This window comes from Microvirga terrae, from assembly GCF_013307435.2.
Lineage (GTDB): Bacteria > Pseudomonadota > Alphaproteobacteria > Rhizobiales > Beijerinckiaceae > Microvirga > Microvirga terrae.
The window spans coordinates 2,418,657-2,433,145 of record NZ_CP102845.1; the positions used below are offsets into that span (position 1 = coordinate 2,418,657).

11 protein-coding genes are annotated in these 14,489 nt (G+C 58.5%); 4 read left to right on the forward strand and 7 right to left on the reverse strand.

Going from position 1 to position 14,489, the window contains the following annotated elements; genetic code table 11:
• Positions 1–18: 18 nt before the first annotated feature.
• Together HPT29_RS11515 and HPT29_RS11520 are read right to left on the reverse strand one after the other, a co-directional pair.
• Positions 19–897 (reverse strand): DMT family transporter, encoded by an 879-nt coding sequence (locus HPT29_RS11515; RefSeq protein ID WP_173950275.1) that lies wholly within the window; start codon positions 895–897, stop codon positions 19–21.
• A gap of 181 nt (positions 898–1,078) precedes the next feature.
• Entirely contained in the window at positions 1,079–1,339 is a 261-nt protein-coding gene (locus HPT29_RS11520; protein WP_173950276.1) for a hypothetical protein, read from the reverse strand.
• A gap of 578 nt (positions 1,340–1,917) precedes the next feature.
• Between HPT29_RS11520 and HPT29_RS11525 the strand changes: the two genes are divergently transcribed.
• Positions 1,918–4,947 carry an ATP-binding protein gene (locus tag HPT29_RS11525; protein WP_173950277.1) on the forward strand — a complete coding sequence of 1,010 codons (3,030 nt, stop codon included), beginning with the start codon at positions 1,918–1,920 and terminating at the stop codon, positions 4,945–4,947.
• 67 nt (positions 4,948–5,014) lie between these two features.
• Here HPT29_RS11525 and HPT29_RS11530 read toward each other — a convergent pair whose 3' ends face one another.
• Positions 5,015–5,680, reverse strand: coding sequence for a class I SAM-dependent methyltransferase (locus HPT29_RS11530; RefSeq protein WP_173950278.1), 666 nt, complete (start codon positions 5,678–5,680; stop codon positions 5,015–5,017).
• A 13-nt stretch (positions 5,681–5,693) separates the two neighbouring features.
• Complete coding sequence (locus HPT29_RS11535) at positions 5,694–6,281, reverse strand: hypothetical protein (RefSeq protein WP_173950279.1); 588 nt, start codon at positions 6,279–6,281, stop codon at positions 5,694–5,696.
• Between the two features lie 441 nt (positions 6,282–6,722).
• On the opposite strand from HPT29_RS11535, the gene HPT29_RS11540 reads away from it, so the two are divergent.
• From HPT29_RS11540 to HPT29_RS28620, 3 genes are all read left to right on the forward strand, one after another.
• The gene (locus HPT29_RS11540) at positions 6,723–8,804 is read left to right on the forward strand and encodes a TonB-dependent siderophore receptor (RefSeq protein WP_259060571.1); all 2,082 of its coding nucleotides are present in this window, start codon (positions 6,723–6,725) and stop codon (positions 8,802–8,804) included.
• Between the two features lie 128 nt (positions 8,805–8,932).
• A complete protein-coding gene (locus tag HPT29_RS11545) occupies positions 8,933–10,171 on the forward strand; it encodes an MFS transporter (RefSeq protein ID WP_349774725.1) in 1,239 nt (412 codons plus the stop codon).
• 188 nt (positions 10,172–10,359) lie between these two features.
• Entirely contained in the window at positions 10,360–11,940 is a 1,581-nt protein-coding gene (locus tag HPT29_RS28620) for a calcium-binding protein (RefSeq protein ID WP_173950281.1), read from the forward strand.
• A 53-nt stretch (positions 11,941–11,993) separates the two neighbouring features.
• On the opposite strand, the gene HPT29_RS11565 is transcribed toward HPT29_RS28620, so the two are convergent.
• From HPT29_RS11565 to HPT29_RS11575, 3 genes are all read right to left on the reverse strand, one after another.
• On the reverse strand, positions 11,994–12,461 hold the full coding sequence (locus tag HPT29_RS11565) for a YbaK/EbsC family protein (protein ID WP_173950282.1): 468 nt from the start codon (positions 12,459–12,461) through the stop codon (positions 11,994–11,996).
• A 109-nt stretch (positions 12,462–12,570) separates the two neighbouring features.
• Positions 12,571–13,425, reverse strand: coding sequence for an oxidoreductase (locus tag HPT29_RS11570; protein ID WP_173950283.1), 855 nt, complete (start codon positions 13,423–13,425; stop codon positions 12,571–12,573).
• 119 nt (positions 13,426–13,544) lie between these two features.
• Positions 13,545–14,453 carry a cyclase family protein gene (locus HPT29_RS11575; RefSeq protein WP_210272496.1) on the reverse strand — a complete coding sequence of 303 codons (909 nt, stop codon included), beginning with the start codon at positions 14,451–14,453 and terminating at the stop codon, positions 13,545–13,547.
• Positions 14,454–14,489 lie beyond the last annotated feature (36 nt).

Consider the following 14,489-nt stretch of genomic DNA (forward strand, 5'->3'; position numbering starts at 1 on the left):
CGAAAGCGCGGCGGCGGTTCAGCGCCGCGATCCGCCAACCTGCGTGCCGGCGAGAGCGGCTGCGATGATCACAGTGCCGCCAATCACAAGAGGCAACGTCGGGACGATGCCGAAATACAGATAATCGGCCATGGCGGAGAAGACGATCACCACATAGCTCAGCGGAGCCAGGATGCTCGCCTGGGCCAGTTGATGGGAGCGCAGGAAGCAGAATTGACCTACTTGGGCAAGCAAGCCGATCACGAGGAACCCGGGGAGGTCGCTCAGCCGCGGAGTGACCCAGACGAGAGCAGCCGGAACAGCCGTCAGAACGGCGAGACCGATGGTGTAGAACACCATCAGGACCACCGCATGCTCACCGGTCAGGCGGCGCGTCTCGATGACGCTCAGAGAGCCGAACAGAACCATGCCCAAAGCTGCCACAAGCCCCCAGTCCCAGCTCATTGAGCCGGGTTTCAGGATGAACAGCACACTGACGAAGCAGATGAGGGACGAGATCCAGTGCCGCGGCAGTATCCTCTCACCGAGCATGGCGGCGGCAAGTCCCATGATCACGAAGGGGCGCGTGAAGCCGATCACGTTCACGAGAGTCAGAGGAAGGGCAGTGGTGGCCGCGTAGTTGCAGGTCAGCGCGAGCGTGCTGCACAGAACGCGCCCGAAATGCCCCCTCAATTGCCGGCTGTTGAAGATGTCGGCTCGGTACCGCCAGATAAGGGGCGCAATGAGCAGGAGCCCAATGACGGCGCGGAAGAAGACGAGCTGGATGGCGGGAAACGTGGCGCCGGCCTGCTTGATGACGCCCATCGATGTGACGACGAGCACCATATCGGCCAAGGCGAAGACGGCACCTTGCCGGCTGGCAAGGTGCCGGTCTTTGACGTCGGTTGGGGGCTTCATGATGGGCGAGAACCGGAATGATCAGGACTGACGCGGGGTCAGTCCGCCCGAGAACTGTCGCCACGTGTCCTTAACATCCGCTTATCGCCGTACAGTCTCGGACGGCTAATCCGAGTTACCTACCCGGGCGTCGTCCTGAACCAAGTCCCCGACCCGGGATCAAGCCGATTATCGGAGGCTATCACCGGTCGATGATCGTGTACTCTGCGTCGATGATGCCGTCCGCAGGACGGCCTCGATTCTGACGGGCGCGACGGCGAAGATACAGATACAACGCTGTCCCGCCAGCGAGCAGAAGCGGGAGGAGGACGAACAGACCGATCAGCATTATTGTCAAAAGGGCGAAAACGGCTGCCGCTGCAGCCAATGCGCGCACCAGAACGGAGAGGACGCCGCCGTTGCGGAGCCCAGGCGTTCCTGTGCGAAAATATGTGTTGTCCAAGATGGATCCTCCAATTGCGGGAGCGCTCGTTGGCTCAGTAGCAAGAGAGGCGTCCGACATCGCGAGCGGCGACCCGCTCGCCAGAGGGTCCCGGAGCCCTAGGCTTAGGCAATGTGGGGGCAGAATCTGGCAGATGCAAGACCCCGGGGCAATAGTCCGAGGCGAGAGCAATCAGCCTGCTTGCGTTCAGAACAGGCCGAGTGTGCCTCGTCATTCCCGGCGGGCAGGCTCATCGTCGGTGGATAAGGAACCGTGGCCGAGGACCTATACAGGATCCCGTCTCAATCGAGACTGACACCTTGTCTTCCATCGACGCGCGACAAGAAGCAATCGATTGAAAACGCAATTGTAACAACAAAGCATAAAGACGCCCTTGGTTGAGTGTTATGGCGCTCGCTGAAGGTACCTTGTCCTAACACGCAGCTTGCATTGTTGCCGGGACATCCCGTTAAATGATGAGGTGCTTCCGTCAGTGATCGGTGCAAGCTGAGGCCGTAATGATTTGTCCACGTTGCGCGCAATCCAGTCCGGACAACTCCCGGTTTTGTAGCCAATGCGGCGCACCACTCGTCCCGACCATGGCAGCCAGGGAGGTTGAGCCGCCAGAGCTTGGAAGCACGGAGGAATTCAAGCCAGTCACCATCCTGTTCGCGGATATTGTTGCATCGACCGAACTTGTTTCGACTTTGGACCCGGAACAGGCGATGAGGCGTCTCGCGCCGCCGGTGTCGCTGATGCGGCAGGCTGTGGAGCGCTTCGGCGGGACGCTTATTCACACGCTGGGTGACGGAATCATGGCACTCTTCGGTGCGCCACAGGTTCAGGAAGGCCATGCACTTCTGGCATGTCATGCAGCTTTGGCCATTCATTCGGATATCAATCAGGCGCTCGGTACGACGGCCGTCCGAATCGGCCTGCACTCCGGCCTGATCGTTTCTGAGACGAAGTTTGCAGGTGCGATCAACGAACGGGAGGCTTACGGAGTCGCCATCCATATCGCCAACCGGGTGCAATCGTTGGCCGAGCCCGGAGCCATCTACCTCAGCGAAGACTGTTATCACCTCGTTGAGCGAGATTGCTCCGCAAGGCTGGTTGGGCGCAGGAGTATCCGCGGTCTGCCCTACGACATCACCGTTTACGAACTCCTCGGTCTTCAGCAAGCCTCGTCCGGAGAGCTCTTCAAGAATTCCAACCTCACCTTGTTCCAAGCCCGCGAGAGGGAAATGGCTGCACTGGAATTCTCCTTACAGGCAGCCCTCCGCGGTCAAAGTCATGTCGTCGGGATATGCGGTTCTGCCGGAAGTGGCAAATCGAGGCTTTGCTTCGAGTTTGCGAGCCGATGCCGGGGAGAACAGATTCCAGTCGTTGAAGTAAGGGTTCAGCCATATGGGAAGGCTGCGCCAATGCAGCCCGTCCTCGAAGTTGTCAGGCTGCTGCTCGGAGTTTCTGCGAGCGACGATCCGGCCCGGATGCGCCACCATGTCATGGATCAGTTAGGGCGGTTGGGCACTCCACCGGAGAACGCGCTGTCCTCTCTCTTCGAGTTTCTCGGCATCGCCCAAAGCGCTCCCATGCCAGCAGTGACTCCGAAGATGCGTCACGCTGCACTTCTGGATTCGATCTCGTGGATAGTAGCCAGGTATGCCTCCAAACCGCATGTCATCATTCTTGAAGATCTACATTGGCTTGACGAAGCGAGTGAGGCCATTCTGGAAACCTTGATGGGCTCTATTGCCAATTCTCATGCGTTGATGGTCGTCAACTTTCGGCCCTCGTACCGGGCATCCTGGGTCGACCAGGACAGATTCCAGATCCTGGAGTTGAAGGATCTTGACCGCACGGAGATCGACGGGCTGATCACCTCCGTAATTGGCTCGCATGTGGACTTGGCAGACGTTCGGGAGCGAATCGCTGAACGTTCGGACGGCAATCCGTTCTTCGCCGAAGAGATCATCCACTCGCTTATTGAAAGCCAAGTCCTCATCGGAAAGCCTGGCGATTACCGGCTTGGCGGGGACATCAGCGATAATCCACTTCCCGTGACACTTCAGGCTGTCATTGGCGAGCGCATAGATAGGTTGCCCTCCTTCGATCGGACGATTCTGCAGATGGCGTCAGTCATCGGAAAGGAATTCCCGTATGAGGTATTGAAGGCCGTGAGTGCGCAGGAATCGGATACCGGGATTGAGGCTGCACTCCTCCGGCTATGTGTCGCCGAACTTCTTCAGGAGCGGAACAGGCCAGAGAGTCGCTACTACTCCTTTCGTCACCCGCTCATCCAGGAAGTCGCCTATTCAAGCCAACTGAAAGCCCGCAGGAGCAGACTTCATGCATTCGTCGCTCCCGCCTTGGCCAGCCACTATGCCGAACGTCAGGAGGAGGTCGCCGGACTTATCAGCTTCCACTACGAAATGGCTGGGATTCTCTCTAAAGCCGCCGAGTACGCTTGCAGAGCGGCCGAGTGGATCGGATCGATGCACCCCGCCCAAGCCATCAGACAGTGGCAGGTCGTACACCGCCTTGTCCATGCACAAAGTCCGTCCATAAGGGACAATGCCTTGCTCATCCTGTCGAGCGCCCAGATCGCATGGCTCGGATGGCGCGAGGGGATGGGCGCCAAGGATGCTGCCCCCTTTATCCAGGAGGCGTTGGCTGTTGCCAAGGAGACGGACGATTCGATGATCCCCCTGCTTCTGTTCGTGGAGGCACGGATCAGCGGAGCAAGTGGTGGAGCCGCCGACCATTACGTGACCCGTGTCAGGGACGCATTAGCTATACTGGATGGAGCATCAGATCAGAGCCGGGCTGCTACTCTCTATGCGTCCCTGAGCCAAGCCTATGGCTGGGCAGGCCTCTTCAACGAGGCTCTCGAAGCCAACGACCGTGCCTTGTCGTTACTCCAGCATGTGCAGGCGTTCGAAAACCGCTTTCTCGGCTACAGCGTCGAGCATTGGACGCTCAGCCTCAGAGCGCGAGTCCTGATCCATCTCAACCGCATCGACGAGGGAAGGGCTTGGCTCGACCATATGCTTGGGATCGAGGACGGGCTGATCGATCCGACAGTCCAGTTCATCAGCCATCTTGGCTATGTTGACTTGGCTTGGCTGTCAGGAAATCCGACATTGGCGAGACAGCACGCGTTACGAGTCAGTCAGCTCGCTGAGCGTCATGGTACGCCCTACCTCAAGGTCTTTGCGTACGCATGCACGGCCATGGCTCACGAACTGGAAGGAAACACTCGGTCAGCAATCCAAGGCTTCGAAGACGGGCTGAACTTCATGCATTCGGCGCGGGCGGCGCTGGATTATGAGCCCGATATGATGGCCAGCTTGGCTGAATGCCAAGCCAATGCGCAATATTACGGAGAAGCACTTCTGACGGCGGAGAGGACGATCAGCCTATCCCGAGACCGCGCAACCCGACTGACCGAATGCCGAGCACTGATCGTTGCCAGTACCACATTGATAGAGCAGTTCGGAAGTGAGCGCTGTCAGGATGCCTTAAGGATGTTGGCGGAGGCTGAAATGTTGATTAAGACCACAGGCGCCACAGTCCTCAAGCCGCGTTTGAGGGCCGCTCGAAAAAAGCTTTTGGCCAGATGCCCGTAGCCCCGCCTGAGCGATCGAACTTTGACCACCCGCCGACCATAGTCTCCAACACGCAGTGCAGCCTAGGTCATAAGTTCGAGGCGGAACCCTTGGGTGAAACGAGAAGGGTGAACTCACTCATTCCATAGCCTTCGATGAGAGACACCTCTGCACCGAGGCGCACCTCACAGAAATCAATCCATTGGGCAGGACTTGCGCAGTAAAGACCGGGCGTTGCTTCCCGCCCCTGCTCAGGTTCGTGCACAAAGTTGACTGCAAAGGCTTTGCGGCTCGTCGCACCGAGATGAACCAATGTCCTTTCGATGAAGTTCTCCCATCTTGGGCGCGGCTGATCGAGCATCACGTTGAAAATCCCGCTCGCGATGCTGTAGTCTGCTGAACGAGGGCTTTCCCACCCGTGATAGAACCGGATCATACCTCCGGACCAGAGCTTTCTTGCCCTGCGAACCATCGCAAGAGACACGTCGACGCCAAGGTAGTCGACGGTACCGCCGGAATGGTAGAGCGCCATGTAACCGAGAAGAGCCCCGTACCCGCAGCCGACGTCATTGATTGAGATCGGCCTGTCGAAATCACAGATCTTGAGAAGTTTCCGAAAGCGCAGGGCCTGAGTGGGAACGCAGCTCCAGTCGACACCGAAAGGCGTCGGCCCGAAGCGACGAAGTCTCCGCGAGTAATACTCTGCGATCTGTCGGTAAGTCTTCTCAAGCTCCGTGGGTGCCGTGGCTGTCATGCAGCGCGGGCTCCTACTTCCGCCGGGGCGTCGTACGGCTAGTCTTGGCCGCTCCCTTGGACGACGCCTTGCTTGATTTGGTGGCTACTTTCCGCGCGGCTGCCGTGCTTTGCCGTGCGATTCGGGGAGCTGTCTTTGGAAGCATCGGGATCGACACGATGATATAGTTCTGCTCGATATAGAAGCGACCCGTCGGAGCATTCCTCACAATGACTCTCCGTCCGTCCTCGCTGCGGGAATCATGCGCTTGAAAGAGGACAGGGAGTGGCCTGCGCGACGCCAAGTTCTCGACCATCATATCCATGATGCGGTCGTTGCCGTTGACACCGGGCAGATCCGATTCGTATGCCCCGAGATCACCGATCAACTGCAGCCATCTGTTCCGCGCCCGGGGATTCCAAAACCCACCGAGGTTGAGAACTGCAACGCAGTCCCGGAAGGAGCGGCCGCGCTGGAAAATTTGGAATTCTCTCTGCAGTTCGGCCATTTCCTCAATACCGCCAAAGGCTTCTTTTGGACCCTGCGATGGTCCAAATCGAAGGTTCATGAGGTCGAATAATCCCGAGATGAAGATGTCATCCTCTTTCATGATGCGGCCCATGGGTCCCTCCGATTCCGCAGTGAAGACTTGGCGTGAATGTCTACGCGACGGGGTATGGCAACAGTCGACAAAAGAAGTGTCAAGATTAAATAGTCGGTTACTCTAAGGAATAGGAGTATTTAGATGCAATCGGTTTCTAAGCTGTGTCTTTCATGTCGCATCCGACGGACGAGTGCAGAAGATCCTTGCCAATAATCCGTAACAGGAAAGCGCCAGGTGCACGTGAACCAAGCCGAACCGGTCAGCACGATGCTAAGCGGCACCTAGTCCGCAAGCCGTTGTGCGCAAGCCTGTGTATCGCCCGCCAACATGTATTTTTAAGTTTAGAATTATTCAATTGAGTGGTCATTCGCATTGAAATAATTAAAAACTAAAGTATTTGACTCGTTCGGGACAGCTCTGCTAGGCGAAAACTATTCTCATGCTTTGAAAGTTTCTGCCGTGAAGTTCTCCCTTGCCTTGCTGGCGTCCTCGGCCCTTATGCTGACTTCAAGTGATGTCTTCGCCCAACCGCTAGAGGAACGTGCCGTTCAGCTCGAGGAAGTCACGGTCGAAGGGAGCAGAAGCGGGCAGGAAGGGGACCTCACCGCGAACGGCTATGTCGCTACATCGACCCGCAGCGCCACAAAGACGGACACGCTGATCCTCGAAACACCGCAGTCGATATCGACGGTTACGCATGAGCAGCTCGAGGACCGTAAACCTCAGACTTTGCTCGATGCAGTATCCTACACGCCCGGCGTCAGGACCGGAGGCTATGGCTTCGATCCCCGCTACGATGCGTTTTCCATCCGCGGCATCGATGTCACCTATACGGGTGTTTTCCGCGATGGTCTGCGTCAGGTGAACAGTCCAAATGGCTTGTTTCGCCTCGAGCCCTACGGACTAGAGGGAATAACGATCCTGAGGGGGCCAGCAGCTTCGATCTATGGCGCAAGCAGCACCGGGGGGATTGTTGATCTCATTTCGAAGCGTCCCACGTTTTTTCCATTTCGCGAGATCGAAATCCAAACCGGCTCTTATGGACGCTTGCAGGGCAACTTCGATCTCTCGGGTCCCATCAGTGCCGATAATACGGTCTTTTATCGACTGACTGGCCTCCTGCGGGAGGCTGGAACCGAGATCGACGCCGTCAAAGACGACCGGATCTTCATCGCACCGGCCGTCACATGGAGGCCAAACGATGCCACGACGTTGACCGTCCTTGGCGAATTCATGGATTCGACGACGGGTGGCACGGCGGCCTATCTCAACGACTATGCGACCGACGCTGCCGGAAATCCCACCAGTCTTTCGATCGGTGCGACCCGCACATTTGCTGGTGACAGGCGTTACAACGACTTTCGGCAGCAACAGGGCCGGATCGGCTACGAGTTCGAGCACCGCATCAATGATATGTTCACCCTGCGTCAGCGCACCCGGTTCTCCTCGCTCGGCACCAACCAGGAATATTACTTCGGTGGCTCAGGTCTCACGCGAGAGAACAACTGGGGCATCGTGTCCGACACGCACCTCGAGACCCGCCTGAAAGCTGGCGCTGTCGATCACACGATCTTGTCGGGCTTGGACGTCAGCCGTCTGAGCTATGTCTCGAAGCAGGGGTTCGGTGTCGTCCCCGTTGGGGCAGATCCTTTGCTCAATTATCGCGAGGAGCAAACGCAGACACTCACGGGGATATACATCCAGGATCAACTCAAATGGCGAAACTGGCGGCTGACTCTCGGCGGACGTCATGATTGGCTGTCGAGTGAATTCGACACCGCAGGACTCCAATTCGACCAGGACGATAGCAAGTTCACGGGGCGCGCCGCCCTGGGCTATGTGACCGATTTCGGTCTCGCCCCCTATGTGAGTTGGGGAACATCGTTCACGCCCAATCCGGGTACGGTCCTCGGCGGCACGGTTGCGGAACCGACGACGGGAGAACAGATCGAGCTTGGCGTGAAGTACGACCTGCCGGGGATCAATGCATCGCTTCGGGCGGCCGTGTTTGATATCCGGCAGGAGAATGCCGTAGTGTATCAGGTCATCGACGCCACCAACCAGCAGGTTCAACTCGACTTGCGTTCCCAGGGCTTTGAACTCGAGGGCGTCGCTTCTCTCACAGATGGGTTGAATGTCCAGGCATCCTACTCGTACATCGATGCTCGCATTGAGAAGCTAACCCCCGAAACCGTAGGCAATCGGCTGACGAGCGTTCCCTATCACACGGCCGCACTATGGCTCGACTATACGGTCCAGGGCGGGTCGGCGAGGGGCCTCGGCATTGCCGGTGGGGTTCGCTATGTCGGCTCAAGTGCCGGAGACAACCTCAACCGCCCCATCATCGAGAATGCGCCTCGCGCCTATCTCGACGCCGCGATCCGTTACGATCTGGAAAATCTCGACCCGAGCCTTAAGGGCCTGCGCTTCCAAGTGAATGCGACGAATCTACTTGATGAGGACGGTCAGGTCTGTACATCCAATTACTGTTACTGGGATGAGGGCCGCAAAGTGATCGCTAGCCTGCGCTACCGGTGGTGACGATGGCTGCGACAGGCGTGCCTCCCACCCGGGGCTTCGGCTCCCCGCTTGCCGTCGTCCTTGCGGTCGGAGGGCTCTATGTCGGACAGAGCATCATCGGAGGCGTGACCTTCAGTGCTCTTCCGAGCGTGCTTCGTGACCGCGGGCTGCCTCTCGATCAGATTGGGCTGACCTATCTCGCGGTTCTTCCATGGGTGCTGAAGTTCCTCTGGGCTTCAGCGGTCGAGCGGTATCGTCTGCCGCCCACAGGGCCAAGCCGATCGCGATCGATCGTTCTGATCGGAGGGATGGTCTCCGGAACTTGTTTCCTCCTAGCGGCACTCGTCGGCCCGAGCAGCTTGTTGCCTTTGATGACCTTGTTCGTGGTCATTGCCTTTGCCGCCTCGACGGTGGACATCGCATGCGACGGTCATGCTGTGGAAAGCCTTTCCACGCAATATCATGGCTGGGGCAACGCCGCTCAGGTGGGGGGTGCCTATCTCGGCTCCGCGGTTGGTTCGGGTCTTTTCCTTGTCCTTGTGGCGCGGTTCGATTGGCCCTTGGCCATGATCGTCATGGCGGCGCTTCTCGTGCTGCTCGGTCTACCCTTCATCCTGTCGCCTGCAGCCATTCGAGACGATGTGAGATCCCATCGCCCATCTCTCCGCGATGCACTCAACCGCGCCGGGATGCGCAAAGGTCTAGGGCTCGCCGCCCTTTATGCTATCTCACAAAAGTGGGGCTTGGCGATGCTTGGGCCATTCCTGATCGATTCCGGCCTCGGTCTGGACGCCCTCGGGATCGTCAATGGAGCCGGGGGAATGATCATCGGGTTTGGTTGTGCGGTGCTGGGCGGCGGCTTGGTCCGACTCTGGGGCTCGCGGCCCGTCATGATCATTGCACTCGTCCTCCAAGCTATCACCCTCTCTGGTCTTGCCACAGTCGCATCGACAGGGGGCGGCTCGCATTTTCTTCTGCTCTGCCTCGCGCTCGCAAGTTCGTCCGCTGTCATGGCGCTGGGCTTTGTGGCGCTTTACGCACAGTTCATGACGCTCTCAGATCCCCGTCAGGCAGGGATCGACTTTACGCTGCTGCAATGCATGGATGCGCTCGTCAGCATGATCGGTGGCATTGGAGCAGGCTGGATCGCGCAACATTACGGTTATGGCGCCTGTTTCGGGCTGTCTGCGTTCCTCGTGATGCTTGCGACGCCGCTCGTGAATCTCCTAAGCTCAAGACCCAGGAGATCGCAAGGAGAGGCAACCCGTCACCAGCCCGGCCGCCGCTCCCGCAGCGATCCTGATGGCGAGCACAACGCAATCCGGAAGCATGATGCCGGGAGCGGTGCGACCATACTTCGCGGACGCGGGGACACCTATGCCTCGTGAAAGTGACCTGGGGCATGGATTGCGATTGTGAGATACTAGGACTAAATATGTGGACGCCGTTGACCCGAATTGCTGCTTCGGTGATGAGCGATCATCCCCAGGGAAGACGTTCGCTCCCTGAATAGACAGAGTCGGCTACAGGCTGCGTCGTCCTGCTCTCCAACCTGAAAGCCTCCTGGTAACAGACAATGGCGGTCGTCACGTTTCACAACTCTACGCGTCCAGGACTTCGGTTGAAGGATTTTTTTACGCCGATTACCAGCGAAATCAGCATAGCAACAGCGCCAGGATGGGAGACCGCGCGCTTCCAGGTGAACGTGGATCATATGATGATTGACGTTCTCTATGGAGGACCCGTCGTGTCAGACGCGTGGGGGCAGATAGCCTATATCGAGTTCAAGCTGAATGGCGTCCCCTATCTGACCTATGGAGAATGGGGCGGATCGCCTCTGTTCGCATATCGCGGGCTTTCCAGCTTTCAGGAGCAAAGCTCTGCCAGTGTCGATGCAATCATGACAGGGGCCGACCAGCTCAACGGTTCATCAAACGCCGACTATCTTGAAGGATCGGGCGGCGATGATCGGCTGTATGGCGGCCCGGGCGCAGATACGCTGAACGGGGGATCCGGCAATGACACCTACTTCGTCGACAGCCGAGACGATCGCATTCTCGAGGCTCCCGCAGGCGGCCACGACATCGTGTCGACCACCGTCAGTTTCGCCATGGCCGCGGATGCAGAGATCGAGGAGCTGTGGGCGGCCGAAGGGGTGAATTCCCTCTCTCTCATCGGCAACGACTTCGCGAACCTGATCGTCGGCACTCCCGGTGACGATGAAATCGACGGCAAAGGCGGCGCCGACGTCTTGATCGGGCAGAATGGAAACGATCTGTATATCGTCGATAGTCTCTGGGACGTGGTCCGTGAAGAGACCGGACAGGGATACGACACGATCATCACGCAAGTCTCGTTCACGCTGAGTGACAATGTTGAAGTGCTGAAAGCGGCTGGCGGTTTTTCTCCGGTCGATCTTGTCGGCAATGAACATTCGAATGAGATCTTCGGCAATATCGGCGCCAACATCATCCGAGGCCTCGATGGCGACGATCGGCTTTATGGCGATGGTGGCGACGACATCCTCGATGGAGGCACAGGGCAGGACTTTCTCTACGGTGGCATCGGCAACGACCTGCTTTCAGGTGAGGACGGAAACGACGTGCTCTACGGTGATATGGGCAAAGACACTATCGACGGCGGTGCGGGTTATGACCGTCTCTATGGTGGCACGGAGAGCAATTGGCTCATCGGGCAGAGCGGGGACGATACGCTCTACGGAGGAGTGCACGCCGATACACTGCAGGGTGGAGAAGGGTTTGATCGGCTTTACGGTGACACCGGCAATGATTCTCTCGATGGTGGCTTCGGCAATGACACGCTCGCCGGCGGTTGGGGCCGAGATACCTTCGTATTCAGGAACGCGCTGAATGCCAGGGCCAACGTTGATACGATCACGGACTTCAACGTGAAGGACGATACGATTCGCCTGGAGAACGGCGTCTTCAAAAAATTGCGCAAGACAGGGAAACTACACTCGGACTACCTGATAATCGGGGGCAAGTCGCAGGACGCAAATGATTACTTGGTCTATAACAGGAAAAACGGCTACCTGTCCTATGATGCGGACGGAGCGGGATCCAAGTACAAGCCTGTCCTTTTCTTCAAGCTGAAACCTGGTCTTGCCATCACGGAGAAGGATTTCTTCATTATCTAGTCAAGGCTCCGAATCGAGGGGCCGCTCGTGGTGTTATCAGACGAACCAATTCGTCATTCGCTCGCTTGGCAGACATCCACCCAATCTGCGCCGACAAGCTCAGCCATTCTCAGCGGATTGATACGTACGGCGGTATGGATTGAGCCGGCTGCCGGAACCACTTCTTCGAATGTCTTCAAGGAAATGTCGCAATACACCGGCAGCGGTGTTGCCAACCCGAAAGGGCAGACTCCGCCAACCGGGTGACCCGTGAGAGCCTGAACCTGTTCGGAGTCCAGCATCGACGCCTTGCCGCCAAAAGTCGCCTTGACCTTGCGGTTATCCAATCGAGCCGTGCCGCTCGTGACCACCAGGAAACTTCTCTCTCCCACTCTCAGGGACAGGGTCTTGGCAATTCTCTCAGGTCGGACACCGTGCGCTTCAGCCGCCTGAGCCACGGTGGCGGTGCTGGTCTGCATTTCGATGATTCGGAGATCCGGTGCGTGATGAGCCAGAAAGGCGCGAACGGACTCGAGGCTCATGGACAGGGTACTCCGTTGAAGGAAGGTGAGGGGTCGAGCATGCCACAATGAGAGATCGGCCAGGTAATGCCAGAGCAATGGACGCTCGACCCAACGCGTAACGATCTCTCTACTGGTTTCCATCCGGGTAGTCGGCTGAACGGCTTGTCTCCGACCAAGCCTCGACCTCCGCAAGCGTTTCCTTCAGCTTCTCCCGAATGCCATCGAGTGCAATCGCACCTAACACCAGGTGCTTGGGCGGATTGCTCGCTTCGACAGCCTTGATGATCGCCTCCGCCGCTCGAACGGGATCACCCGGCTGCTTTCCGCTATAATTTGCCGTCGTTTCCAGGCGGGCCCCAACGGTATCCCGGTAATCCTCGATGGCCGGACGCCGCTGCTGCAGGGAACGCCCCGCCCAATCGGTACGAAAGGGCCCGGGCTCGACGCAGGTCACTCTGATCCCGAGCGGAGCGACCTCCTTGGAAAGGGCGTCCGAAAGGCCTTCCACCGCATGCTTTGTCGCAGCATAATAGCCGGAGCCGGGATAGCCGATGAATCCGGCCTGGGACGAGATGTTGACGATGTGCCCGTGGCGGCGGGCGCGCATGCCGGGCAGCACGGCACGGGTCATCGCCGCGAGACCGAAGACATTGGTCTCGAACTGGGCACGGATTTCCTCATCATTGCCTTCTTCGATAGAGGCCTGATACCCATAGCCGGCGTTGTTCACGAGCACGTCAATCGAACCGAACCGAGCCTCAGCCTCGCTCACGGCGGCCGCAATGTCATCATCCCTGGTGACGTCAAGCGATACGGCGAGAGCCTTGGCTTCATAACCGCGGGTCAGGTCCTCGACCCGCGCGATGTCCCGCGCGGTCACCACGGCACGCCAGCCCCGCTTCAGCACCAATTGGGCGAGTTCCCGCCCGAACCCGGTGGAGCAGCCGGTGATGAACCAAACAGGGTTCTCGTTGAGTGGCATGGATCATTCCTTCTGGAATCGGATCGAATGGGTGGAATATAGGCGCCCTCACAGGATGGAGAATAGGCAGGACGCAATGGGCCGTCATGGGGCAGCCGGGTCATTCCTGCCGATGGACCTCACTTGCCTCCTGCCTGTGGGCGCATCACACCTCTCTCATCGCGACGCAGAGGTGCCGCCTGCTTCGGCAATGGAGCCCCGGGTGCATCCGCCACTGTCACCCCGTAGGGCCAGTCGGCTGGAGCGATAGCCACGTAGCGGGCATAACCGCCCGTGCCGCCAAGAGGCTTGGCGAAGCCGATCGAGATCAGCGCTCCCGTCTCGGGAACCTTGTCCAGGTTGGCGACCCCTTCCGCCTGTGTGAAATGGTTGTGCAGAAGCCAGGACTCGCCCTCCAACGTCGGTGTCGTATCCGTGTCGAGAGGCTCGTGTCCATGAAACAGGATCTTGCGCTCCAGGTGCAGAAACTTGAGAGCGTCGAGGCTGACACCTGGATGGGGCTTGCTCGCGAAGCGGATAGGGTCGCTCCAGCCCTTGTACCAATCGGACCGGACCATGACGACGGCACCTTCGGGGATGCGGCCGTTCCGGCTCTCCCAACTGCGAATGTCCTCCACACTCAAGTGATACCCGGGGTCGGCGGCTACCTTTTCGTGGATCGGAATCACCACCAGCGGGCGGAGCGCATAAGTCGGCGGCAGGTCGCTGATCGTTGCGCCGTACTCATCCCAGTGAGCCGGCGGGTCGAGCTGTGTTCCGTACTGATCTGTCGTGAGCATGTAGCTGGTGGCGACGAATCCGTGCTTGGCGTAGGTGTATTCCTCGCCCTTCTGAACATAGTTCGGGATGTCGGCGCCCGCCGTTGTCGCCTTGAATTCTGCATGGCCGAATCCCGGCCAGACGGGCTGGGATGGCGCGAAAGCATGAGTGAGATCGATGTGCTTGGCGCTCTTGATACTTTGTTCGTAGACCGGCCAGAGCCCTGTCTGCCCGGTGGTCTGCTGCGCGAAGGCGATGGATGAGATCAGCGTGCTTGTGACGAAGACGGCGGCCGATGCGTAGTG

Bases quoted from the DNA above. Each gene is read 5' to 3' on its own strand.
- HPT29_RS11515 (WP_173950275.1), bottom strand. From the start codon at position 897: ATGAAGCCCCCAACCGACGTCAAAGACCGGCACCTTGCCAGCCGGCAA.
- HPT29_RS11525 (WP_173950277.1), top strand. From the start codon at position 1,918: ATGGCAGCCAGGGAGGTTGAGCCGCCAGAGCTTGGAAGCACGGAGGAA.
- HPT29_RS11565 (WP_173950282.1), bottom strand. From the start codon at position 12,461: ATGAGCCTCGAGTCCGTTCGCGCCTTTCTGGCTCATCACGCACCGGAT.
- HPT29_RS11530 (WP_173950278.1), bottom strand. From the start codon at position 5,680: ATGACAGCCACGGCACCCACGGAGCTTGAGAAGACTTACCGACAGATC.
- HPT29_RS11535 (WP_173950279.1), bottom strand. From the start codon at position 6,281: ATGGGCCGCATCATGAAAGAGGATGACATCTTCATCTCGGGATTATTC.
- HPT29_RS11570 (WP_173950283.1), bottom strand. From the start codon at position 13,425: ATGCCACTCAACGAGAACCCTGTTTGGTTCATCACCGGCTGCTCCACC.
- HPT29_RS28620 (WP_173950281.1), top strand. From the start codon at position 10,360: ATGGCGGTCGTCACGTTTCACAACTCTACGCGTCCAGGACTTCGGTTG.